The following is a 24,028-nucleotide window of genomic DNA, read 5'->3' as shown; positions in this document are numbered from 1 at the left end:
CGACGCGCCGACAGCCGGATCCCGCCCACCCCGACGCGCCGACAGCCGGATCCCGCCCACCCCGACGCGCCGACAGCCGGATCCCGCCCACCCCGACGCGCCGACAGCTCACTTGTTACCCCGCGTCCTCCAGGCCGGCGCCCAGGAGCTCGAGCGCGCGCGTCGTCGTCGCGTCGAGGATCTCCTGCGGGTCGCCGTCGAAGTGGTGCTCCTCGCAGGTCGTGCCCGCGGGCGTGTGGATCGCGATGAACACCGTGCCCACCGGCTGGTCCTCCTGGCGGTCCGGCCCGCCGACGCCGGTGACCCCGACGGCGCAGTCCGCCCCCAGCACACGCGCGGCACCCTCGGCCATCGCCCGGGCGCACTCCTCGCTGATGACGGGGATGTCGGGGACGCCGAGCGCCTTCTGCTTGGCCTCGACCGTGTAGGTGACGGCCCCGCCGGAGAACCAGCTGCCGGCGTTGGGTGCGGCGCCGAGGTGGACGGCGATCTGTCCGCTCGTGAGGGACTCGGCGGTGGCGACGGTGACGCCGCGCTCGCTCGCGCGCTCGGAGACGGTCTTGGCGAGCTGCTCGGCGTCGCCGGCCATGTGGGGGGAGGTAGCCATGGGGCGATTCTCACGGGGGCGGGCCGCTGCGGCATCCGCTGGCCCGGGATGCGCCCCGTGGCCTCGACCACGATCATGGCGGCACCCGACCAGTGCTGGAGGATGACATGTCCAACACCCGAAGCCCCGCACCGCGGCGCGGGACCCACCAGTGGCTCGCGCTCCTCATCGGAGCGGTCTACCTCGTCGTCGGCATCGCCGGCTTCGCCGTCACCGGATTCGACGGCTGGACCGAGCACGACCACAGCCAGACCTTGCTCGGCTTCGCCATCAACCCCGCGCACAACGTCGTCCACCTCCTCATCGGGCTCCTCGGCGTCGTCCTGTGGCGTACGGCGAGCGGTGCCCGCACCTTCGGCTGGCTGCTCGTCATCGGCTACGGCGCCGCCTTCGTCTACGGCCTGTTCGTCGTCGACAACGCGGACGCGAACTTCCTCAACATCAACTGGGCCGACAACTGGCTGCACCTCGCCTCTGTCATCGGTGGTCTGCTCGTGGCCCTGCTCCCCTACCGCACCGCCGCGACGGGGGCCGACCGTTGAGCGAGTCCCTCGGAGCCCGCCTGGCGGCCGTCATCGAGAAGGATGAGCGACTGGACGGCCTGGTCTCCCGCCTGTCCGGCCCGGCACAGCAGCTCATTGCCTCGCCGGGGCGCCGTGACCTCCTGCTCGGCAAGCAGCTCGGGCACGCGCTGCACCCCATCCTCACCGACCTGCCGATCGGGCTGTGGACCAGCTCGGTGGTCCTCGACCTCACGATGCCGACCTCGCGCGACGCCGCCCGCCGGCTCGTGGGCCTGGGCGTCCTCGCGGCCGTCCCGACGGCGGTGACGGGCTGGGCCGAGTGGGCGCGGACGGGCAAGCGCGAGGACCGGCGCACCGGCGTCGTGCACGCGGCCGCGAACGGTGCCGCCGCCGTGATGTTCGCCAGCTCCTGGCTGGCGCGGCGCTCGGGGCGCGAGAAGGCGGGGCTGACGCTGAGCACGCTCGGCACCCTCGCGATGGGCGCGGGTGGCGCCCTCGGCGGTCACCTCGCGATCGGACGCAAGGTGGGCAGCACCTTCAGCTGACGCGGGACGCCTCAGCCCTCGCCGCGGCGGTCCTCGGCGGGGGCCGGCGTCGCGTCGTCGTCGCCGTCGCCGGTGGTGGCGTCGTCGTCGTCGCCCTCGGCGCTTGTGGCGTCGTCGTTCTCGACGGCGTCGGTCCCCTCCTCAGCGGGAGCGTGGCCGGGGAGCCAGATCTCCTCCTCCTGCCCGCGGGTACGCCGCCCGATGCGGACGAAGATCGCCAGGGCGAGGAGGAAGACGAGGACGGAGGTCCACACGTTGAGGCGCACACCAAGCACGGTCTCGGCGGTGTCGATGCGCAGGTACTCGATCCACACGCGGCCGAGCGTGTAGAGCATGACGTAGAGCCACATGACGCGGCCGTGGCGCAGGCGGAAGCGGCGCTCGGCCCACAGGAGCACGCCGACCATCGCGAGGTTCCACACCATCTCGTAGAGGAAGGTGGGGTGGAAGAGGAGGTTGGGGTCGGTGTAGCCGGCCACGCGGTGGGCGGCGTCGATCTCCAGGCCCCACGGCAGGGTGGTGGGCGCGCCGTAGAGCTCCTGGTTGAAGTAGTTGCCCAGGCGGCCGATCGCCTGCGCGACGAGGAGGCCGGGGGCCAGGGCGTCGGCGAAGGGCGCCAGACGCAGGCCGCGGCGACGCATCGCGATGGCTGCCCCGACGGCGCCGCCGGCGATCGCACCCCAGATCCCCAAGCCGCCGTTCCAGATCTCGATGATCCGGGCGGGGTTCCCGTTCTCGCCGAAGTAGGCGTCCGGGGAGGAGATGACGTGGTAGATCCGGGCGCCGACGATCCCGAAGAGCACCATCCACAGCGCGACGTCGATGGCGGTGTCGCGCGGACCGCCCTTGGCGGTGTAGCGGCGGTCCAGGATCCACCAGGCGGCGACGATGCCGAGCCCGATGGCGAGGGCGTAGGCCCGCAGCGGGAACGGCCCGAGGAACCACTCGGCCTGGGAGGGGCTCGGGATCGATGCGGGGAGGATCAGCACCCGGGCAGCGTAACGTGCCCGGCTTGGGCCGATTCCCGACGCCGTGGGCTGGGTGTCGCGAACAGCTCAGCGGTCAGCGGCGGGGGTGGGTAACAAGTCAGCTGTCGGCGCCGGAGGGGTCACCGCGGGGCGGGCGAGATCCAGCTGTCGGCGCGGGAGGAGGGCGCTGACGGGGCGGGGACGGGTAGCAAGTCAGCTGTCGGCGCGGGAGGAGGGCGCTGACGGGGCGAGGACGGGTAACAAGTCAGCTGTCGGCGCCGGAAGAGGGCGCTGACGGGGCGGGGGTGGGTAACAGGTCAGCTGTCGGCGCCGGAGGGGGGCGGCGGGGACGGGCGGGATCCAGCTGTCGGCGCGGGAGCCGGGGGCCGGGGGGCGGGTTAGCGGCGGACGCCGGCGGCGAGGTCCTCGACGAGGGTGCCGAGGGCCGAGAGGGCCGCCTTCTCGTCGGGGTCCTGCAGGGTGCGCACGAGCGCGGAGCCGACGATGACGCCGTCGGCGTACTCGGCGACCTCCGCGGCCTGCTCCCCCGTCGAGACGCCCAGGCCCACGCAGACCCGCTGCGCGCCGGCGGCGCGGGTGCGGGCAACCAGCTCGCGGGCGTGGGTGTCCACGGCGGACCGCACCCCGGTGACGCCCATGGTCGAGGCCGCGTAGACGAAGCCGCGGGAGGCCTCGGCCGTCATCGCCAGACGCTCGTCCGTGGAGCTGGGGGCGACGAGGAAGACCTTGTCGAGGTCGTGCTCGTCGGCGGCCGCGACCCAGTGGCCGGCCTCGTCGGGGATGAGGTCGGGCGTGATGAGCCCGGCGCCACCCGCGCTGGCGAGGTCGCGCGCGAAGCGCTCGACGCCGTAGCGCAGCACCGGGTTGTAGTACGTCATGACGAGGACGGCGGCGCCGGTCTCGGCGACCTCCTCGACGGCGCGCAGCACGTCGGTGATCCGCGTGCCCTGCGCCAGCGCCTGGGTGGTCGCGTGCTGGATGACCTCCCCGTCCATGCCCGGGTCGGAGTAGGGCAGCCCGAGCTCGACGACGTCGGCCCCGGCGGCGACGGCGGTCCGTGCGGCGGCGACCGACCGGTCGACGGTCGGGAAGCCCACGGGCAGGTAGATGACCAGGCCCTTGCGGTCCTCGGCGAGGGCGGCGTCGATGGCCGCGGCGGAGCCGCGGCGGGAGGTCGTCTGCTGGTCCATCAGTTCTCCACGCTGCCCGTCGCCTCGTAGCCGGCGCCGTCCACGGAGCCGGTCTTCGCCTCGTCCTGCGGCTTCGCTGCCGACTCGTCGTCGAGCAGCCCGAACCACGCCGCCGCCGTCTCCACGTCCTTGTCCCCGCGACCGGAGAGGTTGACGAGGATGGTGGGGGCGGGCTCGCCGGCGTCCGCCGCGGCCTTGCCGATCTGGATGGCCCCGGCCAGCGCGTGCGCGCTCTCGATGGCCGGGATGATGCCCTCGGTGCGGCACAGCAGGCGGAAGGCCTCCATCGCGGAGGCGTCGTCGATGGGGACGTAGTCGGCGCGGCCGGCCTCGGCGAGCCACGCGTGCTCAGGGCCCACGCCGGGGTAGTCGAGCCCGGCGGAGATCGAGTGCGACTCCACCGTCTGCCCGTCCTCGTCCTGGAGGAGGAAGGTGTGCGCGCCGTGGAGCACGCCGGGCGTGCCGGCGGTGATGGAGGAGGCGTGACGGCCCGTCTCCACGCCGTCACCGGCCGCCTCGCAGCCGACCAGGCGCACGCCGTCGTCGTCGAGGAAGGCGTTGAAGATGCCGATGGCGTTGGACCCGCCACCGACGCAGGCGACGACGGCGTCGGGCAGGGAGCCGGTGAGCTCGAGCACCTGCTCCCGCGCCTCCTCGCCGATGATCTTCTGCAGGTCGCGGACCAGCCCCGGGAAGGGGTGGGGCCCGGCGGCGGTGCCGAAGACGTAGTTCGTCGTCTCGACGTTCGTCACCCAGTCGCGGAAGGCCTCGTTGATGGCGTCCTTGAGGGTGCGCGAGCCGCTGGAGACGGGCACGACGGTGGTGCCGAGCAGCTCCATGCGCGCGACGTTGAGCGCCTGGCGGCGCACGTCCTCCTCGCCCATGTAGATGACGCACTCCAGGCCGAGCAGCGCCGCCGCGGTGGCGGTCGCGACACCGTGCTGGCCGGCACCGGTCTCGGCGATGACGCGCTTCTTGCCGAGCTTGCGGGTGAGCAGCGCCTGCCCGAGGACGTTGTTGATCTTGTGGGACCCGGTGTGGTTGAGGTCCTCGCGCTTGAGGATGACCCGCGCGCCGCCGGCATGCTGGGCGAAGCGCGGCACCTCGGTGATGATGCTCGGGCGCCCGGTGTAGGTGCGGTGCAGCTCGTTCAGCTCCGCCTGGAAGGCCGGGTCCTCGCGCAGCTCGCGCCACGCGACGTCGAGCTCGTCGAGCGCGGCGACCAACGCCTCGGCGACGAAGCGTCCGCCGAAGCGACCGAAGTAGGGCCCCTCGGCCTGGCTCAGGCTCACTTGCGCACCGACCGGAGGGCCGGGTGGGCGCCGGCGGCGACCATGTCGGCCACGGCCTGGCGGGGGGTGCCCTGGGTGACGAGCGCCTCGCCGACGAGGACGACGTCCGCACCGGCGCGGGCGTAGTCGAGGACGTCGTGGGGGCCGCGGACGCCGGACTCGGCAACCCGGATCAGGCCCTCGGGGACGACGTCGACGACGTTGCCGAAGACGGAGCGGTCGACCTCGAGGGTGTGGAGGTTGCGGGCGTTGATCCCGACCACCTGCGCGCCGGCGTCGACCGCGCGCCTGGCCTCCTCGCGGTCGTGCGCCTCGACGAGGGCGGTCATCCCGAGGGAGTGGACGCGCTCGACGAGCGAGGTGAGCACCGTCTGCTCGAGGGCCGCGACGATGAGGAGGACGAGGTCCGCGCCGTAGGCCCGGGCCTCCCACACCTGGTAGGGCGTAACGACGAAGTCCTTGCGCAGGACGGGCACGTCCACCCGGGCGCGCACGGCGGCGAGGTCCTCGAGGGAGCCGCCGAAGCGGCGGCGCTCGGTGAGGACGGAGATGGCGCTGGCGCCCCCGGCCTCGTAGTCCACGGCCAGCCCGGCGGGGTCGGCGATGTCGGCGAGTGCGCCCTTGGAGGGGCTGGAGCGCTTGACCTCGGCGATGACCGTGACGGCCGCCTCGCCGCCGCGCAGCGCCGCGACTGCGTCCTTGGCGCCCGGCTGCTGCTGGGCACGCTCCTTGAGCGCGTCGAGCGGCACGCGCGCCTCACGCTCGGCAAGGTCCTCACGAACCCCGGCAACGATGTCTTCCAGGACCGTCACGGTGTCTCCCTCCCCTGGTTCCAACCTTCATCGTAGGTGCCACGGGACACTCGCCAGCCCACCGTCCGGCTGGCGGGCGGGTGCTACACGCCGACGACCATGCCGACGACGGCGAGCAGCCACAGCAGCGACCCGACGGTCCCGAGCAGGGCTCATCGCAGATGAGGGTGTAGAGGTAGTGGGCGCGTCGGTCGCTGGGTAGAGGTCGAGGTCTTCCGATGATGGAGGTTCCTACGCCAGCCACCCGAAAGACCTCGACATGCTCGACGCTACCTTCACGCGCCCTGACCTGACCACGTTCGCCCGCCTGGACGACCTCGGCTTGGAGGTCATCGGCCAGCTGCTCGAGCCCGACCGCGCGGTGCTCGCCTGCCGAGTCACTGCGGCCGACGAGTGGTGTCGACGGTGCGGCTGCGAGGGCGTGCCGCGCGACACCGTCACCCGGCAGCTGGCGCACGAGCCGCTGGGCTGGCGCCCCACCACGCTGCTGATCACCGTGCGCCGCTACCGGTGCACCGGGTGCGGGCACGTGTGGCGTCAGGACACCACCGCAGCGGCCGAGCCGCGGGCGGCGATCTCCCGCGGCGGGCTGCGCTGGGCCCTGGAGGCGATCGTGTGCCAGCACCTGACGGTCGCGCGCGTGGCCGAGGGCCTGGGCGTGTCGTGGAACACCGCGAACGCCGCGGTCCTGGCCGAGGGCAGGCGCCTGCTCCTCAGCGATCCGGACCGGTTCGACGGCGTGAGGGTCGTGGGCGTCGATGAGCACGTGTGGCGCCACACCCGCCGCGGGGACAAGTACGTCACCGTCATCATCGACCTCACCCCGATCCGCGAGGGAACTGGCCCTTCGCGGCTGCTGGACATGGTCCCGGGCCGATCCAAGCAAGCCTTCAAGCAGTGGCTGAAGGATCGCGGCGAGACCTGGCGCCAGGGCGTGGAGGTGGTGGCGATGGACGGCTTCACCGGGTTCAAGACCGCCACCACCGAGGAACTGCCCGAGGCCATGGCGGTGATGGATCCCTTCCACGTCGTGCGCCTGGCCGGCGACGCGATGGACCGCTGCCGCCGCCGCGTCCAGCAAGAGCTCCACGGCCACCGAGGACGGGCTGCCGATCCGCTCTACCGCGCTCTTCGCACCCTGCACACCGGCGCCGAGCTGCTCACCGAGAAGCAGCAGTCCCGGCTCAAGGCGCTGTTCGCCGTCGAGGAGCACGTCCAGGTCGAGGCCACCTGGGGCGTCTACCAGCAGATGATCACCGCCTACCGCGCCCCGGACCGCGCGACCGGCCGAGCACTCATGACCGAACTCATCACCTCACTGAGCGCCGGCGTTCCCGCCGCGCTCAGCGAACTCCGAACCCTGGGACGCACCCTGAAGAAACGCGCCACCGACGTCCTGGCCTACTTCGACCGCCCCGGCACGAGCAACGGCCCCACCGAAGCGATCAACGGACGACTCGAGCACCTACGCGGCTCCGCCCTCGGCTTCCGCAACCTCACCAACTACATCGCCAGATCACTGCTCGAGACCGGCGGCTTCAGGCACCGACTACACCCTCAATTGTGAAGAGCCCCGAGCAGGATGCCCGCCACCGCCTGGGGCCGGTTGGTCGCCCGTCCGCCGGACGCGGCGAGGACGCCGTTGACGCCGAGGACGACGGCGGTGATGCTCACGACCGTCCCGAGGAGGACGACGGCGGTCGCCGCCGGCGCGAGCAGCGCGAGAAGTCCGAGGACGCCCAGGGTGAGCGACCAGGTGCCGTGGCGGTTGCCCTCCGTGGAGGGCTCGCTCACGAGTACCAGTTGTGCTCGCCGCCCTGCGGCGGGTTCTCCCGGTTCCGCGGCTGCCCCATCCCCATGACGCTGAGGACCCCGCTGACGACGAGCGCGAGCACGAGGAGCGCGGCGCCGACGGCGAGCACCCACATCTCCCACATGATCATGCCCACGGCGACGACCACCGCACCCAGGCACACGCCCCAGAACATCACCCAGCCGGCGACGGTCTTGCCCTCGTTGTGGAACGGGGCGACCGGCGGCAGGTCGTAGTCGCGGCTCGTGCCGTCTTGCACCATGGTTCGCGTCCTCTCAAACGGTCGTGGTCTGCGGGCCAGCCTATCGGTGCTCGGGCTCGGTCGGGTCCTCGCCCCGCCCGAGCGCGTCCCAGTCGTCCATCGCGCGGACCCGCTCGTCCCGCGCCGCGGTGTCCGGCGTGGGACGGGGACGCTCCCCCACCGCGGGTGCGCGCTCGAAGCGCCGCCCGCCCGCCGTCGCCGTCCTCGCGGCGCGCAGGACGAGGACGGCGGAGGCCGCGACGAGCACGCCCGCCACGACCGCGAGGTAGGGCCAGAGGGTGGTGGAGGGCTCGGCTGAGATCTCGCGCACACCGCTGACCGCGGCGGCGGCCGCGAGGAGCGGGGGCCGGGGGTCGAGGAGGAAGCCGACCGACGCGGCGGCGAGCAGCGCACCGAGGGCGACGAGCGCGACGGCGCACAGCCGGCTCACCCACCGGCCCCCGAGCGCCACGGCCAGGGCGGTCGCGAGGACGGCCAGGCCGGTGGCGGTGGTGGCGGGCGCGGCGTCCCCGCCGGTGACGGTGACGGTCTGCTCGGCGAGCACCGTGGGCACCGTCGCGCTCGCCCACGGCAGCAGCGCCAGGCCGAAGGTGACGGCTCCGAGGACGAGGACGACGACGACGGCGCGTCCCCGGCTCACCGGGGGCCGGCCCCGCGTCGTGCCCTCCGCCGTCGTCATCCCTGCTCCGCGAGGGGCTGCAGGGCCGAGGCGACCTGGACGGCCCGGAGGGCGGCGGCGGCCTTGTTGCGGGACTCCTCGTACTCGAGCTCCGGCACGGAGTCGGCGACGATCCCGGCCCCGGCCTGGACGCTCGCGACGCCGTCGCGGATGTAGGCCGTGCGGATCGCGATGGCCATGTCGGCGTCGCCGGCAAAGTCGAGGTAGCCGATCGTGCCGCCGTAGATGCCGCGGCGGGCGGGCTCGAGGTCGTCGATCAGCTCGATGGCACGCGGCTTGGGCGCGCCGGAGAGCGTGCCCGCGGGGAAGGTCGCGACGAGGCTGTCCAACGCCGTCGACGTCTCGCGCAGACGGCCGGTCACCGTGGAGGAGATGTGCATGATGTGGCTGTAGCGCTTGACCTCCATGAGCTCGACGACCTCCACGGTGGTGGGCTCGCAGACCTTGACGAGGTCGTTGCGGGCGAGGTCGACGAGCATGATGTGCTCCGAGCGCTCCTTCGGGTCGGCGAGGAGCTCCTCCGCCAGCGCGTGGTCCTCCTCCGCGTGCGCGCCGCGCGGGCGGGAGCCGGCGATCGGGAAGGTGACGACGGTGCCGTCGGTGACCTTGACGAGCGTCTCGGGGCTCGAGCCGACGACGGCGAAGCTTGCTGATCGCCCCTCGGCCGGCTCGTCGGGCAGCTCGAGGTAGTACATGTACGGGCTGGGGTTGATCGTCCGCAGCGCCCGGTAGACCTCGAGCGGGGCGGCCGGGGAGTCGACGTCCACGCGCTGGGACAGGACGAGCTGGAAGACCTCCCCGTCCCGGATCGCCTGCTTGGCCGCCTGGACCCCGCTCTCGAAGTCCTCGCGGGTGGTCCGGTAGCGCAGCTCCGCGGTTTCCTGCGCGTCGGGCGCGGTGACGGCGGCGTGGCTGGTGACGGGCTCCAGGAGCGCGGCCTGCATGGCGTCGAGCCGGGCGACGGCGTCGGCGTGAGCCTGGTCGACCCGCTCGTCGGTGTCGTCGAAGTTGACGGCGTTGGCGATGAGCCAGACGGAGCCGTCGGAGTGGTCGACGGCGGCGAGGTCGGTGGCGAGGCACAGCGCGACCTCGGGGGCGTCGAGCTCGGTGGGCGCGTTGGCGCGCAGCCGCGGCTCCCACTGGCGCAGGACGTCCCAGCCGAGCGAGCCGACGAGCCCGCCGGTGAGCGGCGGCAGGCCGGGCAGGGCCGGGGTGTGCAGGACGCGCAGCGTCTCGCGCAGGACGTCGAGGACCGGGCCCTCGGTGGGCACGCCCACCGGGACCTCACCGAGCCAGGACGCGCGGCCGCCGCGGGACAGCAGGGTGGCGTGGGACCGGACGCCGACGAAGGACCACCGGGTCCAGGCGCCGTGCTCGGCGGACTCGAGGATGAAGGTGCCGGGTCGGCCGGCGGCGAGCTGGCGGTACAGGCCCACGGGCGTGACGTCGTCGGCGAGGAGCCGGCGGACGACCGGGATGACGCGGCGGTCGGTGGCGAGCTCGCGGAAGGTGGGCAGGTCCGGCGAGGTCGTGCCCCACTCGGGGGCGCTCACGCCGGGTCCCCCGCGGCGGTGTCGCCGACGACAGCGCCGAGGTCGCCGCCCGCCTCGAAGCACGTGCGGGTGCCGGTGTGGCACGCCGGACCGACCTGCTCCACGCGTACGAGCAGCGCGTCGCCGTCGCAGTCGAGCGCGACGGAGCGCACGTGCTGGACGTTGCCGGAGGTGTCGCCCTTGCGCCAGTACTCCTGGCGGGAGCGCGACCAGTAGGTGGCGCGGCCGGTGGTGAGGGTGCGGGCGAGGGCCTCGTCGTCCATCCACCCGACCATGAGGACCTGGTCGGTGGAGTCGTCCTGGACGACGGCGCAGACGAGACCGGTGCTGTCGCGCTTGAGCCGGGCGGCGATGGTGGGATCGAGGCTGGACACCCGTCGATCTTGCCAGACAAGGACGTCTCACCGGGCGGGACGGGGTGGGGCGCGGGTCTCAGTGGCCGGTGCGCGCGGGTGGCCGGGGCGGGCGCTTCCTAGCGTCCGAGGACCAGCACCGACCACAGGGAGAGCACGATGACCACGACCACCGCCACCACGCCGACCACCGACCCGACGCCCCGGCTCGCGTCCTTCACCGCGACCGGCCGCTCGGCCGGCTCGCTGTCCACCGCCGTCTCGGCCCGCCAGTTCGGCTTCGTCGTCGCCGAGCCGCCCTCGCTGGGTGGCACCGACGAGGGCGCCAACCCGATCGAGTACGTCCTCGGCGCGCTCGACGGGTGCGTGACGGTCGTCGTCGAGACGGTGGCCGCCGAGCTGGGGATCGCCGTCGACGGCGTCGCCACCGAGGCGACCGGGACCCTGGACATCCGCGGCTTCGCCGGCACCGCCGACGTCTCCCCGCACTTCCAGACGCTCACCCTCACCATCACGCTGACGACCGCCGTCCCCGAGGAGGAGCTCGGCGAGCTCAAGGCCCAGGTCCTGCGCCGCTGCCCGCTGTTCAACCTCGTCCGCGACGCGGGCGTGCCGATCGAGGAGACCTGGGTCGTCCAGGCCGCCTGACGTCGGCAGGGTCAGCGGGTCTGGCGGACCCAGCTCGCGTGCATCCGGGCGTAGACACCGCCGCGGGCGACGAGCTCGCGGTGGTGCCCGACCTCGACGACGTGCCCCGCGTCCACGACGACGACGAGGTCCGCCGCCTCCGCCGTCGAGAGCCGGTGCGCAATCGCCACGGACGTGCGGCCCGCCTGCAGGCGCGACAGCGCCCGACTGATGCGGCCCTCCGTCGCGGGGTCGACGGCGGAGGTCGCCTCGTCCAGGACGAGCAGGTCCGCGTCGGCCAGGTAGGCCCGCGCGATGGCGACGAGCTGCCGCTCCCCGGCCGACAGCGACTCCCCGCGCTGCCCGACGTGCGTGTCGAGACCGTCGGTGAGGGTGGCGAGCCAGTCGGTGAGCCCGAGCTCGGAGACGGCGGCCTCGACCTCCGCGCGGGGGTGGGGCGTGCGCCCGTAGGCGATGTTCTCGGCGATCGTGCTGTCGAAGAGGAACCCCTCCTGCGGGACGAGCACCACCCGGCTGCGGAGCGTGGCGAGGGGCAGCTCGCGCAGGTCGGTGCCGTCGAGCAGCACCTGGCCGTCCGTGGGGTCCATGAGCCGGGTGAGGAGCTTGCCGAGGGTCGTCTTGCCCGAGCCGGTCTCCCCGACCATCGCCACCGAGGTGCCCGGCGGGATGGTGAGGCTGATGCCGTGGAGCACCTCCGGGCCGCCGGGGTAGGCGAAGCGGATGTCGCGGAACTCGACGGACGCCGCCCGACCGCCGTCGGCGTCCCGGCCGGCGGGCGAGATCCGGCTGTCGGCGGGGGTGGGGGTTCCGCCGGGGGTGGGGGCTGCCGGGTCGGTGATCTCGAGGGGGGTCTCGAGGACGGCGATGACGCGGCGCCAGCCGGCGACGGCGTTCTGCAGCTCGTTGAGCATCTCGGTCGCGTTCTGGACCGGCCCGGTGAACATCTGGACGAGGAAGAGGAACGCGAGCAGCTGCCCGAGCGTGAGGTGCCCGTTCAGCGCGAGGAAGGTCCCGGTCACCACGGTGGCGCCGAGCGCCAGCGCGGAGAAGGCCATGCCGGTGGAGAAGGCGAGGGCCGTGAAGGTCTGCGCCTTGATCGCGTCGGCCCGGTGGTCCTGGACGGCGTCGTCGATGCGGCGCTGGGTCCGCTCGGAGGCACCGTAGGCCCGGATCGTCTCGGCGCCGACGATCGACTCGGAGATCGCCCCGAGCATGACGCCCACCTTGACCCGCACCGCGCCGTAAGCGCGGGAGATGATCCGCTGCGCCCGGGGGGCCAGGACGAACATCGGCGTGAAGCACAGCCACACGACGAGCGCGAGCAGCGGGGAGTACACGAGCATCGCGACCGTCGCCATGAGCAGCTGGCCGATGTTGAGGATGAGCTGGAGCCCGCCGAACTGGACGAAGCGGGAGACGGTGTCGACGTCGCTGGTGACGCGCGAGACGAGCGAGCCGCGCCGCTCGGCGTTCTGCGTGAGCACCGAGAGGTCGTGGACGTGGCGGAAGGTGCGCGTACGCAGCTGGGCCAGGCCGCGCTCGCTCGCCCGGAAGAGCCGGATGTTGACGGCGGAGCTGGCGAGCCCGGCGAGGAGGATGAACGCGAGGGCGAGCAGCGCCACGCGCACGACGACGGGCACGTCCGGTCCGTCGTCGGCCATGATCGCGTTGTCGGTGACCTGCTGGATGACGACGGGCACGACGACGCGGCCCGCGGTCGCCACCACCGCCAGCGCGAGGGTCCACCCGATGCCCTGGAGCATCGCCGGGGACAGCTGCAGGCCGCGGCGGACGGTCGCGACGACGCCCAGCTCGGAGGACGCGGAGATCGTCGAGCTCATCGGGCCTCCTCCTGCTCGGCGCTGCGGCGGGCGTAGCTCGAGGCGAGCTCGACGTAGCCGGGGTCGCGGGCCATGAGCTCCTCGTGGGTGCCGACGTCGACCACCCGGCCGCGCTCGAGGTGGACCACCTCGTCGGCCAGTGCGATCGTCGCGGTGCGGTAGGCGACGAGCAGGACGCTCACCCCGCTGCCGGCGCCGAGGCCGGCGAGGATCTCCTGCTCGACGACGGGGTCGACGGCGCTCGTCGCGTCGTCCAGGACGAGCAGGCGGGGGCGGCGCACGAGGGCGCGCGCGATGGCGAGACGCTGACGCTGGCCGCCGGAGAGGGTGGCGCCGCGCTCCCCCACGACCGTGTCGAGGCCGGCGGGCAGCGCGCGGACGAAGCCCTCGGCGCGGGCGGTGCGCAGCGCGGCCCACACCTCCTCGTCGGTGACGTCGCCGGCATCGTCGAGGGCGACGTTGCCGCGGATGGTGTCGTCGAAGACGAACGTCGACTGGCTGACGAGGGCCACCTGGCGGGTGCGCTCGGCGTGGCTGAGCTCGCGGACGTCGACGCCGTCGAGCAGCACGCGCCCGGCGGTGGGGTCCACGAGGCGGGCGACGAGGGTGGTGAGCGTGGACTTGCCCGAGCCGGTGGGGCCGACGACGGCGACGGTCCGGCCCGCGGGCACCCGCAGGCTCACGTCGCGCAGCAGGGCGACGGTCCCGCCGCTGTCGGGACCGGCCTGCTCGCCCATCTCGCCCGGGACGAGACGTGCGGGCACCTCGAGGGTGACGTCCTCGACGTCGAGCGTGAGCCCGCCCTGCCCGTCCAGCCGCCCGCCGCCCTCGGGCATCGAGCCCGTCGCGTCGACGACGTAGGAGAGGCGGTCGTGGCCCACGGTCGAGCGGGGCAGCTCGGCGAGGACGAAGCCGATGGCGCGCACCGGGAAGGTCATGAGCGTGAGGAGGTAGGCGATCATCACGAGGTCGCCGGTGTCGGCCGCGCCACGGGAGACCTGCCCGGCGCCGACGGCCACGACGGCGAGGGTGGCCACCGAGGGCAGGAACTCGATGATGGGGTCGAAGACCGCACGGACCTTGCCCATCTCGATGTTCGCGTCCTGCAGCCGCTTGGTGACCGCGGAGAAGCGCTCTTCCTCGACCGCCTCGGTACCGAGGGACTTGACGAGCAGGGAGGCCTCGAAGGACTCGTGGGCGACGTCGGAGACCTCGGCCCGCAGCCGCTGGGAGGCGGCCACGCGCGGGGACATCTGCCGCCGGAAGACCGCGTTGACGAGGACGACGACGGGCAGCACGGACACGCCGATCACGCCCATGAGCGGGTCGGCGACGAGCATCGCGCCGCCCGCGACGACGAGCATGACGGCGACACCGATGGCGAAGGGCAGCGGCATGAAGACGCCCGAGGCCGCCTCGGCGTCGGCGTTCGCGTTGGACAGGAGTCGGCCGGCGGGGTGGCGGCGGTGCCAGGCCATCGGCAGCCGCAGGTACTGGCGGGTGACGCGCAGCCGGTGCGCGGCCTGGATCTCGTAGACGGCGGCGCCGGCCCACACGCGCCGCCCGGCGACCGCGGCGGCGGTGACGAGACCGACGAGGAGCAGCCCGAGGCCGGCGAGCCAGATGTGGGAGGTGGGCACGTCGTCGCCGGTGAGGGCGGGGGTGATGACGCGGTCGGTCACCTGGCCGAGCAGCAGGCCCGACCCGACGGTGCCGAGCCCGTAGAGCACCGAGCTGGCGACGGCGAGGGTCGAGGTGCGCGGGGAGTCGCGCATGCCGCGGCCCATGAGGGTGAGCGAGCGGCGCAGCGTCCCGCCGGGCAGGCGGTAGGGCCGCGGTCCGGGGCCGGGCTCGAAGCGCCGCGTCCGGGTGGTGGTCTCCGGCACGGCGGTCTGCTCCTCAGGTCACACGGCGATCGGGCCAGGAAGGCCGCGGACAATCCTCGCACAGCGCCCCTCGGCGCACCCTCTGGGGCTCAGAGCTGGTCGAGCAGCCGCTCGCGGCGACTCTCGTACTCCTCGTCGCTGATCGCTCCGGACGCGTGGAGCGCCGCCAGCGCCTGCACCCGGGCCACCGTGTCCCCGGCGGTGCGCTGCCGCAGTGCGCGCATCGCGGCGGTGGCGACGAGCGTGACGGCGACGAGGACCGCGACGAGGACGAGGGACCACACCGCGTCATAGGTCGCGGGCAGGAGGGCGTTCTCACCGACGGTGGACATGGGGCCAGGGTATCGACGCGGGAGGCCGAGCGCGCCCGTTCCGCTACTCCGTCGACGTGTCGAGGACCAGGTCGGCCGCTGCGCGCGCGTCCCGCTCGGCGAGCAGCGCGCTCTCCTGGGCGGCCCAGGTCGACCACTGGTCCAGCCAGGTGCCGTCGTCGCGGGCCATGGCGCGGTGGTGGCGCTCGTGCTCGGGCGCATCGAGCCACACGAGCGCGTCGACGTAGGGCGCGCAGGGCAGCGAGCCGGCGCCACACCCCTCGAGGACGACGACGGCGGTGGGCTCCACCCGCACCGTCCCGCCCAGCTCCCCGCGCACCCAGTCGTAGCGGCGGTAGGTGCCGGCGCGTCCGGCGCGCAGCTCGGCGAGCACGCCGGTGGCGATCTCCTCCACGCCCTCCCGCAGCCCCTGCCAGCCGCGGTAGGCGTCCTCGAGGGCGAGGACCTGCGCGCCGGGCACCCGCTCGGCGACGGCGGCGGCGAGGCCGGTCTTGCCCGAGCCGGACCGGCCGTCGACGGCCAGGACGAAGGGCCGTTCGGGCGTCGGGCTCGCCGGGAGCAGGGCGAGGACGCACTCGAGGGGGGTCACCCCGCGAACGGTACCGGCCGGCGCCGGGCGCGGGCGGATACGCTCTGCGCAGCCGTGATTCTGGAGGAACGATGAGTGTGGCCGTGCGCGTGATCCCCTGCCTGGACGTCGACGCAGGACGCGTCGTCAAGGGCGTGAAGTTCGAGAACCTGCGGGACGCGGGTGACCCCGTCGAGCTGGCGCGCCGCTACGACGCCGAGGGCGCCGACGAGATCACCTTCCTCGACGTGTCCGCCTCGACCGAGGACCGCGCGACGACTCTCGACGTCGTCTCGCGCACCGCCGAGGAGATCTTCGTCCCGCTGACCGTGGGCGGCGGGGTGCGCGCGGTGGAGGACGTCGACCGTCTGCTCCGGGCCGGCGCGGACAAGGTGGGCATCAACACGGCCGCCGTCGCCCGCCCCGAGCTGCTCAGCGAGGTCGCCGAGCGCTTCGGGCGACAGGTCATCGTCCTGTCCGTGGACGCGCGCCGCTGCCGCGACGGCGCGACCACGCCGTCGGGCTACGAGGTCACCACCCACGGCGGGCGCCGCGGCACCGGGATCGACGCCGTCGCGTGGGCCGTCGAGGCCGCCGAGCGGGGCGCCGGGGAGATCCTCCTCAACTCCATCGACGCGGACGGCACCGAGGACGGCTTCGACATCGAGATGCTCACGGCCGTCCGCGGCCGGGTGAACGTGCCGCTCATCGCCTCCGGCGGCGCCGGCAGCGCCGCGCACTTCACCGAGGCCGCGCAGGCGGGGGCCGACGCGGTGCTCGCCGCCTCGGTGTTCCACTTCGGCACGCTCACGGTGCACGACGTCAAGGCCGCCATGCGCGACGCGGGCGTGGCGGTGCGCTGACCGCGCCCTGCACCTAGCGTGAGACCCGGCCCTCGGAGGCCACCCTCGAACGGACGGAGTACCCACGTGTCACGTGCCAGGTGGAGCGAGGCGGAGCGCCAGGCGCTGGCCGCGACCTTCCGGGAGGTCGGGCCGGGCGCACCGACCCTGTGCGAGGGCTGGCGCAGTGAGGACCTGCTCGCCCACCTCGTCCTGCGCGAGACCCGGCCCTGGGTCATCGCCCTCGACATGACGAGGAAGCCGGCGCCCAGCGAGGAGCCGCGCCAGTCGCAGGTGTCGCGCGCGGCGAGCACGCCGGGCGGCTACGCGGCGCTCGTCGACGAGCTCCTCGGCACCGACGGCCTCCGCCCCACCCGCTTCCTCGGGGACGCCGCCAACCTCATCGAGTTCGTCGTCCACCACGAGGACCTGCGCCGTGCCGGGGACTCCCCGCGTCCGCCCCGCCGGCTCCCGGAGGAGATGCGCGACGCCGTGTGGAAGCAGCTGGCACTCATGGGCCGGATGGCGGCGCGGAAGTCGCCGGTGGGGGTGGTCCTCGTGAGCACATCCGGTCCGCGTGCCGTGGTGAAGCGCGGCGCCGACTCGGTGGCCGTCGTCGGCGACCCGGTGGACCTCGCGCTGTACCTCATGGGCCGTGGTGAGCGCGCCGAGGTGGAGGTCCAGGGCCGGCCGGACGTCGTCGCCGCGTTCACCTCCGCGATGGGCTGAGGTCCCGCGCTCACTTCCGTGCTCGGTCCCGGTCTGATCGGGCATGAGCATGACGACGAGAGTGCTGAGCGTGTCGGTCCCGGTGGCCGACCAGGACGCTGCCCTGCGGTTCTACACCGAGGTGCTCGGCTGCGAGCTGGTCGCGGACGTCGAGGTCTGGCCCGGGGCGAGGTACGTCGAGGTGGTGCCGCCGGGCTCGACGGTCGCCCTCGTCCTGCTGCCGCCCGACAGCGAGATCCCCGTGGCCGTGCGGCTCGGCACGCCCGACGCCGCCGCGGCGCACGCGAGGATCCGCGAGGCCGGGGTGACGCTCCACAACGAGGAGCTCGTCCGGATGGACGGCGTGCCGCCCATGTTCTCCTTCACCGACCCGGACGGCAACGGTCTCGTCTACCTGGAGGACGACAGCGCGCCGGACGCGGGACCGTCATGACCGTCAGGGCCTGCTGAGCGACGGACGGCTTAGGCTGGCGCCACCCGAGCAGGAGGCGCAGATGAGCGACGTGACCGTGGACGACGTGATGGCCGAGCTGGCGACCCTCGAGGACCCCCGGGTGCGCGAGGCCAACGCGCGGCGCGGTGACGACCACGGCGTCAACCTCGGCCAGCTGCGCGCCGTCGCCAAGCGGCTCAAGACCCAGCCGGACCTGGCGCGGGCACTGTGGCGGACGGACGACACGGCCGCGCGGCTGCTCGCTGTCCTCGTGAGCCGGCCCAAGGCCTACGGGCGGGACGAGCTCGACACGATGCTCCGCGAGGCACGCAGCCCCAAGGTCCACGACTGGCTGGTGTCCTACGTCGTGCGCAAGAGCCCTCACGTCGAGGACCTGCGCCGGGCCTGGCTCGAGGACCCCGACCCGGTGGTGGCGAGCGCGGGCTGGGCACTGACGACCCACCGCGTGACCAAGCAGCCCGACGGGCTGGACCTCCCGGGCCTCCTCGACGTCATCGAGCGCGAGATGAAGGACGCACCGGCCCGGCTGCAGTGGGCGATGAACGAGTGCCTCGCGCAGATCGGTATCACGCACGCCGAGCACAGGGCGCGCGCCGTGGCGATCGGTGAGCGGCTGCGGGTGCTCGAGGACTACCCCACTCCCCCGAACTGCACCTCGCCCTACGCCCCCGTGTGGATCGCCGAGATCGTCCGCCGGCAGGGCACCGCGTAGACGTGGAGGAGACCGGCGGCCCCGGCGGGTGGACGCTGAGCGTCTCCAAGACCCGCGCGCTAGCTCGAGTCCTCGGTGAGCCTCGCCTGACCCGCCGTGGCAGGGTACGGACATGGACGACGACGACCAGCCCGAGGCGACCGACAACCGGATGGCGATCGGCATCGCCCTCGGCCTGCCCGTGGGTGTCGTGCTCTCCCTGCTCCTGGACAACTGGGCGCTGATCGGCGTGGGCGTCGCCTTCGGTGCCGCCTTCGGAGCGATCCCGGCGAACGCCTGGTCCAAGGGCGGCGACGATCCCGCGGATCCCGACGAGAGCCGGGACTGACCCGCCACCGGCGGACCGGCGTGCCCGGCCGCTAGGGTGTCGGCATGGGGCGGCGCGAGGCGGAGCTGACGGACCCGGCATGGACCGGCGTCGAGGCTCTCGGCACCGCCCAGCAGCGCACGTGGGTGCTCGTCGTCCGGGTCGCCGCGGCCATCTCGATCGTCGTGGGATGGGTCGCTCTCTACCAGACACCCGCACACCGGACGGTCGACGACCTCCTCGCTGCACTCGACGCCGGAGAGGTCACCCAGGTGACGGTCGAACGGCCCGAGACCGCCGGCATCGGCAGCGGCAGCTACCCGGTGAGGTGGGAGGGCGAGGGCCGGCCGGGCTACGCCTACTACGACTACTCCACGGAGACGGGCCCGCGCGTGGACGAGGGTGCCGAGATCATCCGCGCCGCCGAGAGCTCGGGAGCCCGGGTCGAGGTCATGGGCTACAACCCGATCGGCGGGACCACGTGGAACCTCCACGGGATCGGGGCCCTCGTGGCCCTCTTCCTCCTCGTCGGCGGGAGGGCGCCACGCCTCGCCACGCGGTGGGCGTGGTTCTGGCTGCTCTGGTCCGTGCCGCCCGCCGCGCTGGTGTTCGTGCTCGTCGAGCCGGTCCCGCTGTGGAGGAGCGGCGCCCTGCCGGCCACGCGCAGGCTCACCGGCGGCTGGGCCTTCCTCCTCGCCCTCATGCTGGGGAACACGCTGCCGCAGCTGGTGCCCCTCTACGGGGAGCTGTTCCCCGACACGCCGTAGCCTTCCGCTCGTGGCACCTCCTCCGCTCCTGCGCCCTCTGCGACAGACCGATGCCCCCGCCGTCCTCGACGCCTTCACCTCGAGCGTGGACATGGCCCGGCAGGGGGACGTCACGACCCTCGCGGGCGCGGAGGCGTACGTCGCGCGCCATGCCACACAGCCCGTGTTCGCCGTCGTGGCGGACGACCGGCTCGTGGGGGCCGTCGGCATCATGCTGGACGAGGCGAACCACAACGGGTGGTTCTGGTACTGGATGCACGCCGGTTGGCGTGGGCGTGGCTGGACCGCCGCGGCCGCGGCGACGGTCGCGGACTGGGCGCTGGGTCCCGGGGGCTGCGAACGGCTCGAGCTGGGACACCGGGTGAACAACCCCGCCTCCGGCCGGGTGGCCGCAGCGGCCGGCTTCGTCCTCGAGGGACGGGAGCGGGCGAAGTTCCTCGTCGACGGCGAGCGGGTCGACGTCCTCATCTACGGCCGGCTGCGCTCCGACCCGGTGCCGGAGGGCCGCCGCCTCGCCCTGACAGCGCCGGTGCCGAGTCAGCCCCGGACGATGTCCGCGACGTAGCGCGACACGGGCCCGAACCAGTCGGGCCACTCCTCGTCCTTGTCGGGCGCGAGGAGGTGGTCGGCCACCGCACGGAACAGCAGGGCCCGCACGAGCAGCTGCGGGAAGTCCTCGTCCTCATCGGCGCGGACCCGCTCGAGCAGGTGGAGCCCCGCGCCGCGGAAGACGAGGGCGTCAGCCACCACGATCGCGGTCGCGTACGACGGTGGTCGCCAGTACGGGGTGAGGTCGAGCACGAGCGGCGCCAGCTCCGGGTGGAGGTGGACGTTGTCCGTGAGGTCCCCGTGGACGAGCTGGGCCTGCTGCGCCACCGGCTGTCGCGCCTCGAGGAGGGTGCGGACGTGGGGCAGGCGACCGTCGTCGTCGTCCACGTCCTGCTCGCCCCAGGCGACTCGGTCGGCCACCGCCCACGGGTGGTCGCGGCCGTCGAGGAACGCGGGCCGCGGGTGGCGGGCCAGGTGGTCGTGGAGGACGCGGCCGGCGGCGATGACGTCCTCGTACTGGTCGGCGCGCGGGGGTGCGCCCGGCTCGTAACGCCACGCCGTCCAGCCGCCGACGACGAGCCCGCCGTCCGCGGACGGCACGGGCGGTGCCACGCGCAGGCCGGCAGCGCCGTCGAGCTCGGCGAGCACGGCCGCCCGCCACCGCAGCTCCTCCTCCGGCACGTCCAGGGGCTTGAGCACGACGTCGCCCGACCGCCACGCGCGGTGCTGCCCACCCGGCAGCGGCTCGGGCGACGCGGTCGCGCCGAAGGCGGCGAGCACGTCAGGGGGCGGTGGTCGATCCACGTCGTCCTCCGATCGATGGCAGGCCGGTCACAGCCTGCCGTGCCGGGACGCCGCAGGCACGGCCTTTGCGATTCAGGCTCCGGACGGGACGAGTGTGTTGCCGCCATGGAGCACGCCGTCCCGATCCTCCCGAGCCGCGACCTCGGCGAGACGCTCGCCTTCTACGCGGCGCTCGGCTTCGAGAGCCTCGGCGAGGAGGGCTGGGACTACCTCATCCTCGGGCGCGGCACCGTCCGCCTCCACTTCGCCCACCAGCCCGACGTCGACCCGCTCTCCTCGGCCGGCAGCTGCTACGTCTACGTCGAGGACGCCGACGCCCTGTACCGCGCGTGGGCACCGCTCATCCAGGCAGACCCCGCCACCGGGAGCCGGGTCGTCCCGCCGACGTCCACCGAGCACGGCATGCGCGAGATGGCAGTCGTCGACCGCAGCGGCAACCTGCTCCGGATCGGCAGCCCGCTCGACGCAGGAGGAGCCGGCTAGTCGGTCGCCTCGTCCCGCTCCTCGACGTCGGAGGCGGCGAGGATGTCGACGGCGAAGACGAGCGTCTGCGTCCCGTTGCCCAGCTCCGGGGGGACGACGACGAGCACGCGGGAGCCGACCGTCTGGTCGACGAGCCCGTCGCGCAGGCCGGTGAAGGTGTCGTTGACGAGGATCGTGCGCGGGACCTGGCCGTCGGCCCAGGTGGAGTCGTAGATGTCCCCGCCGGGCCAGGTGACGGCCTGGTACTGCACGGTGATCGCCTGCCCGGGTGCCACCTGGTGGCCGTCACCGCGGATGACGGTGTCGACCTCGAGCGCGGCGGGCGGGTCGGCGTCGGGCAGGGTGATGGTGACGCCGTCGTTGTCCTGCACGACGGCGGGCATCCCCTCCTCCGGCTCGAGCTCCTCGCCCTGCGCGACCGTGTGGAGGACGTCGATGACGAGGACGAGCATCCGCTCGCCGTCGTCGCTGCTCACCGGCTGGGTGACGAGGAGGCGGCTGCCCTCGGGGGTGCCGACGAGGAGCGGGTGGACGTCCTCGCCGACCTGCTCGGGGGTGAGGAGCAGGGTGCGGGCGGTGCCGGTGCCGCGGTCGGGAAGCGGCTCGCCGGTGTCGCCGTCGTAGGCGCTCAGGGCGATGAGCGCGGGCCCGCCGTCGCGCAGCTCGCGCCCCTCCCCATCGACGAGCACCTCGGTGTCCTCCTCCGTCAGCTCCAGCGGCGCCTCGAAGCTCACGACGGGTGGGCGGCCGAAGGCGCCGGTCACGGCGATGGTCGGCGGCTCCTCGACAGGGGCCTCGGGCTCCTCCGAGCAGCCGGCGAGGACGAGGACGGCGAGGAGGGCGGCGACGAACGCGCGCACGCGGAGCACCTCAGGCCCCCATCGCCGCGATGAGGGCGGCCACCCGCTCGTCGCTGCTCGCGAACGGGTCCTTGCAGAGCACGGTCTGCTGGGACGCGTCATTGAGCTTGAGGTGCACCCAGTCGACGGTGTGGTCGCGGCGGCGCTCCTGCGCGGCGGCGACGAAGTCCCCGCGCAGCTTCGCGCGGGTGGTCTGCGGCGGCGTGGTCCGCGCCGTCTCGATCTCCTCGTCCGTGGCCACGCGCGCCATGAGGCCGCGGGCTCGCAGCTTCTCGGCCAGGCCGTCCGTGGGCGAGATGTCGTGGTAGGCGAGGAGGAGCCGCTCGACGCGCACGTCGGCGAGCCCCGCGCCGCTGCTCGTGCGGTAGCGCTCGACGAGGCGCTCCTTGATGGCCCAGTCGAGCTCGGTGTCGACGAGCGAGTGGTCGCCGGTGCGCAGGGCGCGCAGGCCGCGCTCCCACAGCTCGAGGACCTGCTGCTCCACGGGGCGCAGGGTCATGCCGGAGGTGTGGGCGAGCACCCGCTCGAGGTACTCCTCCTGCATCTCCAGGGCGCTGCGGCGGCGACCGGAGACGAGCTCGAGCGGGGTGGTCGCGGTGAGGTCGCGCGAGACGTCGCGGATCGCGCGCATCGGGTCGGTGAGGAGGAGGTCGTCCACCCGCTTGCCGGACTCGACGAGGTCGAGGAGCAGGGCCGTCATGCCGAGCTTGAGGAGCGTCGTCGTCTCGGCGACCGAGGAGTCACCGGAGATGACGTGGAGACGGCGGTAGAGGTCGGGATCGCCGTGCGGCTCGTCGCGGGAGTTGATGATCGGGCGGGACCGGGTGGTCGCCGAGCTCATCGCGTCCCACAGGTGCTCCGAGCGCTGGGAGAAGCAGTACGTCGCCCCTCCCGTGGTCTGGCGCACAGCACCGGCCCCGGTGAGGATCTGGCGGGTGACGAAGAAGGGGACCAGCTGATCGACGGTCCGCTGGAAGTCGCGGCGCCGGCGCAGCAAGTAGTTCTCGTGGCAGCCGAAGGCGTTGCCCTCGGAGTCGACGTTGTTCTTCAGCAGGTGGACGCGCCCGCCGATGCCGTCCTCGGCCAGCCGCGCGGTGGCGTCCTCGGCGAGGTCGTTGAGGATCGCCTCACCGGCACGGTCCTGGACGACGACGTCGCGCACGTCGTCGCACTCCGCCGTCGCGTACTCGGGGTGCGAGCCGACGTCGAGGTAGAGCCGGCCGCCGTTGCGGAGGAAGACGTTGGACGAGCGGCCCCACTCGACGACCTTGCGGAAGAGGTACCGCGCGGCCTCGTCGGCACCGATCGGCGGGCCGCTCTCCGGACGGCGCGCGCCGTCGACGGTGATCCCGTACTCGGTCTCGACGCCGACGATGCGGGGAGCGAGGCTCACTGCCCGCCCTTCTGCACGAACCCGCGCACGAAGGACTCGGCATTCGTCTCGAGGACGGAGTCGATCTCCCCGAGGAGGTCGTCGAGCTCGGCGCTCTGCGCCTGCGCGCTCGCCCCGGTGGGTGCGGGCAGCGGCGGCGGCGTCGGCTCCTCCGGCTCGCGCTCGCTGCGGCGCTGCTGCTCCTGACGGGCCATGGTGTGCCTCCTTCTCGACTACCAGTCGATCCTAGTTCGC

30 protein-coding genes are annotated in these 24,028 nt (G+C 73.6%); 12 read left to right on the top strand and 18 right to left on the bottom strand.

The window, feature by feature from the left end:
• Positions 1–115: 115 nt before the first annotated feature.
• Positions 116–607, bottom strand: coding sequence for a CinA family protein (locus H9624_RS08580; RefSeq protein ID WP_251839478.1), 492 nt, complete (start codon positions 605–607; stop codon positions 116–118).
• A 107-nt stretch (positions 608–714) separates the two neighbouring features.
• On the opposite strand from H9624_RS08580, the gene H9624_RS08575 reads away from it, so the two are divergent.
• On the top strand, positions 715–1,149 hold the full coding sequence (locus H9624_RS08575; protein ID WP_251839477.1) for a DUF4383 domain-containing protein: 435 nt from the start codon (positions 715–717) through the stop codon (positions 1,147–1,149).
• Positions 1,146–1,676, top strand: a complete 531-nt coding sequence (locus tag H9624_RS08570; protein WP_251839476.1) for a DUF2231 domain-containing protein — start codon at positions 1,146–1,148, stop codon at positions 1,674–1,676. Before H9624_RS08575 ends, H9624_RS08570 begins: the two co-directional genes overlap by 4 nt.
• Positions 1,677–1,687: 11 nt before the next feature.
• Here the strand turns inward: H9624_RS08570 and lgt are convergent, their stop codons facing one another.
• From lgt to trpC, 4 genes are all read right to left on the bottom strand, one after another.
• Positions 1,688–2,665: a prolipoprotein diacylglyceryl transferase gene (gene lgt, locus H9624_RS08565; RefSeq protein ID WP_251839475.1), complete on the bottom strand. Its 978-nt coding sequence runs from the start codon at positions 2,663–2,665 to the stop codon at positions 1,688–1,690.
• A gap of 377 nt (positions 2,666–3,042) precedes the next feature.
• The gene (trpA, locus tag H9624_RS08560; protein WP_251839474.1) at positions 3,043–3,855 is read right to left on the bottom strand and encodes a tryptophan synthase subunit alpha; all 813 of its coding nucleotides are present in this window, start codon (positions 3,853–3,855) and stop codon (positions 3,043–3,045) included.
• Positions 3,855–5,147, bottom strand: a complete 1,293-nt coding sequence (gene trpB / locus H9624_RS08555; RefSeq protein WP_251839473.1) for a tryptophan synthase subunit beta — start codon at positions 5,145–5,147, stop codon at positions 3,855–3,857. The genes trpA and trpB overlap by 1 nt, the downstream gene beginning before the upstream one ends.
• Positions 5,144–5,959 (bottom strand): indole-3-glycerol phosphate synthase TrpC, encoded by an 816-nt coding sequence (gene trpC, locus H9624_RS08550; RefSeq protein ID WP_251839472.1) that lies wholly within the window; start codon positions 5,957–5,959, stop codon positions 5,144–5,146. The genes trpB and trpC overlap by 4 nt, the downstream gene beginning before the upstream one ends.
• 259 nt (positions 5,960–6,218) lie before the next feature.
• On the opposite strand from trpC, the gene H9624_RS08545 reads away from it, so the two are divergent.
• On the top strand, positions 6,219–7,526 hold the full coding sequence (locus H9624_RS08545; protein WP_251839471.1) for an ISL3 family transposase: 1,308 nt from the start codon (positions 6,219–6,221) through the stop codon (positions 7,524–7,526).
• Here H9624_RS08545 and H9624_RS08540 read toward each other — a convergent pair.
• From H9624_RS08540 to hisI, 5 genes are read right to left on the bottom strand one after another with little or no spacing between them, the layout of a single operon-like run.
• Positions 7,517–7,753 carry a hypothetical protein gene (locus H9624_RS08540; RefSeq protein ID WP_251839470.1) on the bottom strand — a complete coding sequence of 79 codons (237 nt, stop codon included), beginning with the start codon at positions 7,751–7,753 and terminating at the stop codon, positions 7,517–7,519. The two genes, H9624_RS08545 and H9624_RS08540, sit on opposite strands and share 10 nt — an antisense overlap.
• Entirely contained in the window at positions 7,750–8,034 is a 285-nt protein-coding gene (locus H9624_RS08535; RefSeq protein WP_251839469.1) for an HGxxPAAW family protein, read from the bottom strand. Before H9624_RS08535 ends, H9624_RS08540 begins: the two co-directional genes overlap by 4 nt.
• Positions 8,035–8,074: 40 nt before the next feature.
• Positions 8,075–8,713, bottom strand: coding sequence for a Trp biosynthesis-associated membrane protein (locus tag H9624_RS08530; protein WP_251839468.1), 639 nt, complete (start codon positions 8,711–8,713; stop codon positions 8,075–8,077).
• The gene (locus H9624_RS08525; RefSeq protein ID WP_251839467.1) at positions 8,710–10,266 is read right to left on the bottom strand and encodes an anthranilate synthase component I; all 1,557 of its coding nucleotides are present in this window, start codon (positions 10,264–10,266) and stop codon (positions 8,710–8,712) included. Before H9624_RS08525 ends, H9624_RS08530 begins: the two co-directional genes overlap by 4 nt.
• Positions 10,263–10,640 (bottom strand): phosphoribosyl-AMP cyclohydrolase, encoded by a 378-nt coding sequence (hisI, locus tag H9624_RS08520; protein ID WP_251303048.1) that lies wholly within the window; start codon positions 10,638–10,640, stop codon positions 10,263–10,265. Before hisI ends, H9624_RS08525 begins: the two co-directional genes overlap by 4 nt.
• Positions 10,641–10,778: 138 nt before the next feature.
• On the opposite strand from hisI, the gene H9624_RS08515 reads away from it, so the two are divergent.
• The gene (locus H9624_RS08515) at positions 10,779–11,267 is read left to right on the top strand and encodes an OsmC family protein (RefSeq protein ID WP_251839466.1); all 489 of its coding nucleotides are present in this window, start codon (positions 10,779–10,781) and stop codon (positions 11,265–11,267) included.
• An 11-nt stretch (positions 11,268–11,278) separates the two neighbouring features.
• Here H9624_RS08515 and H9624_RS08510 read toward each other — a convergent pair whose 3' ends face one another.
• The 4 genes from H9624_RS08510 to H9624_RS08495 form a co-directional block, all read right to left on the bottom strand.
• Entirely contained in the window at positions 11,279–13,108 is a 1,830-nt protein-coding gene (locus tag H9624_RS08510) for an ABC transporter ATP-binding protein (protein ID WP_251839465.1), read from the bottom strand.
• Positions 13,105–14,994: an ABC transporter ATP-binding protein gene (locus H9624_RS08505; RefSeq protein WP_251839464.1), complete on the bottom strand. Its 1,890-nt coding sequence runs from the start codon at positions 14,992–14,994 to the stop codon at positions 13,105–13,107. The genes H9624_RS08510 and H9624_RS08505 overlap by 4 nt, the downstream gene beginning before the upstream one ends.
• 89 nt (positions 14,995–15,083) lie before the next feature.
• Positions 15,084–15,326 (bottom strand): SHOCT domain-containing protein, encoded by a 243-nt coding sequence (locus H9624_RS08500; RefSeq protein ID WP_251839463.1) that lies wholly within the window; start codon positions 15,324–15,326, stop codon positions 15,084–15,086.
• Between the two features lie 43 nt (positions 15,327–15,369).
• A complete protein-coding gene (locus tag H9624_RS08495; RefSeq protein ID WP_251839462.1) occupies positions 15,370–15,915 on the bottom strand; it encodes a nucleoside/nucleotide kinase family protein in 546 nt (181 codons plus the stop codon).
• 71 nt (positions 15,916–15,986) lie between these two features.
• Between H9624_RS08495 and hisF the strand changes: the two genes are divergently transcribed.
• From hisF to H9624_RS08460, 7 genes are all read left to right on the top strand, one after another.
• The gene (gene hisF / locus H9624_RS08490) at positions 15,987–16,757 is read left to right on the top strand and encodes an imidazole glycerol phosphate synthase subunit HisF (protein WP_251839461.1); all 771 of its coding nucleotides are present in this window, start codon (positions 15,987–15,989) and stop codon (positions 16,755–16,757) included.
• Between the two features lie 66 nt (positions 16,758–16,823).
• A complete protein-coding gene (locus H9624_RS08485) occupies positions 16,824–17,465 on the top strand; it encodes a TIGR03085 family metal-binding protein (protein WP_251839460.1) in 642 nt (213 codons plus the stop codon).
• 49 nt (positions 17,466–17,514) lie between these two features.
• Positions 17,515–17,898: a VOC family protein gene (locus H9624_RS08480; RefSeq protein ID WP_251839459.1), complete on the top strand. Its 384-nt coding sequence runs from the start codon at positions 17,515–17,517 to the stop codon at positions 17,896–17,898.
• A gap of 61 nt (positions 17,899–17,959) precedes the next feature.
• The gene (locus H9624_RS08475) at positions 17,960–18,631 is read left to right on the top strand and encodes a DNA alkylation repair protein (protein ID WP_251839458.1); all 672 of its coding nucleotides are present in this window, start codon (positions 17,960–17,962) and stop codon (positions 18,629–18,631) included.
• 112 nt (positions 18,632–18,743) lie between these two features.
• Complete coding sequence (locus tag H9624_RS08470) at positions 18,744–18,959, top strand: TIGR03750 family conjugal transfer protein (protein WP_251839457.1); 216 nt, start codon at positions 18,744–18,746, stop codon at positions 18,957–18,959.
• Positions 18,960–19,003: 44 nt separating this feature from the next.
• Complete coding sequence (locus tag H9624_RS08465; protein WP_251839456.1) at positions 19,004–19,705, top strand: hypothetical protein; 702 nt, start codon at positions 19,004–19,006, stop codon at positions 19,703–19,705.
• 10 nt (positions 19,706–19,715) lie between these two features.
• Positions 19,716–20,270, top strand: a complete 555-nt coding sequence (locus tag H9624_RS08460; protein ID WP_251839455.1) for a GNAT family N-acetyltransferase — start codon at positions 19,716–19,718, stop codon at positions 20,268–20,270.
• Here H9624_RS08460 and H9624_RS08455 read toward each other — a convergent pair.
• A complete protein-coding gene (locus H9624_RS08455) occupies positions 20,243–21,058 on the bottom strand; it encodes a TIGR02569 family protein (protein WP_251839454.1) in 816 nt (271 codons plus the stop codon). The two genes, H9624_RS08460 and H9624_RS08455, sit on opposite strands and share 28 nt — an antisense overlap.
• Before the next feature lie 105 nt (positions 21,059–21,163).
• On the opposite strand from H9624_RS08455, the gene H9624_RS08450 reads away from it, so the two are divergent.
• Positions 21,164–21,541: a bleomycin resistance protein gene (locus H9624_RS08450; protein WP_251839453.1), complete on the top strand. Its 378-nt coding sequence runs from the start codon at positions 21,164–21,166 to the stop codon at positions 21,539–21,541.
• On the opposite strand, the gene H9624_RS08445 is transcribed toward H9624_RS08450, so the two are convergent.
• The 3 genes from H9624_RS08445 to H9624_RS08435 are packed head-to-tail and all read right to left on the bottom strand — an operon-like array spanning position 21,538 to position 23,988.
• Entirely contained in the window at positions 21,538–22,401 is an 864-nt protein-coding gene (locus tag H9624_RS08445; protein ID WP_251839452.1) for an FKBP-type peptidyl-prolyl cis-trans isomerase, read from the bottom strand. The genes H9624_RS08450 and H9624_RS08445 overlap by 4 nt on opposite strands.
• A 10-nt stretch (positions 22,402–22,411) precedes the next feature.
• Positions 22,412–23,794, bottom strand: a complete 1,383-nt coding sequence (gene pafA / locus H9624_RS08440; protein WP_251839451.1) for a Pup--protein ligase — start codon at positions 23,792–23,794, stop codon at positions 22,412–22,414.
• Entirely contained in the window at positions 23,791–23,988 is a 198-nt protein-coding gene (locus H9624_RS08435; protein WP_251303036.1) for a ubiquitin-like protein Pup, read from the bottom strand. Before H9624_RS08435 ends, pafA begins: the two co-directional genes overlap by 4 nt.
• Positions 23,989–24,028 lie beyond the last annotated feature (40 nt).

The sequence above is a fragment of the Oceanitalea stevensii genome, from assembly GCF_014837105.1.
In the GTDB taxonomy this organism is placed as follows: Bacteria; Actinomycetota; Actinomycetes; order Actinomycetales; family Actinomycetaceae; genus Oceanitalea; species Oceanitalea stevensii.
This window is presented reverse-complemented; position numbering and strand designations above follow the sequence as displayed.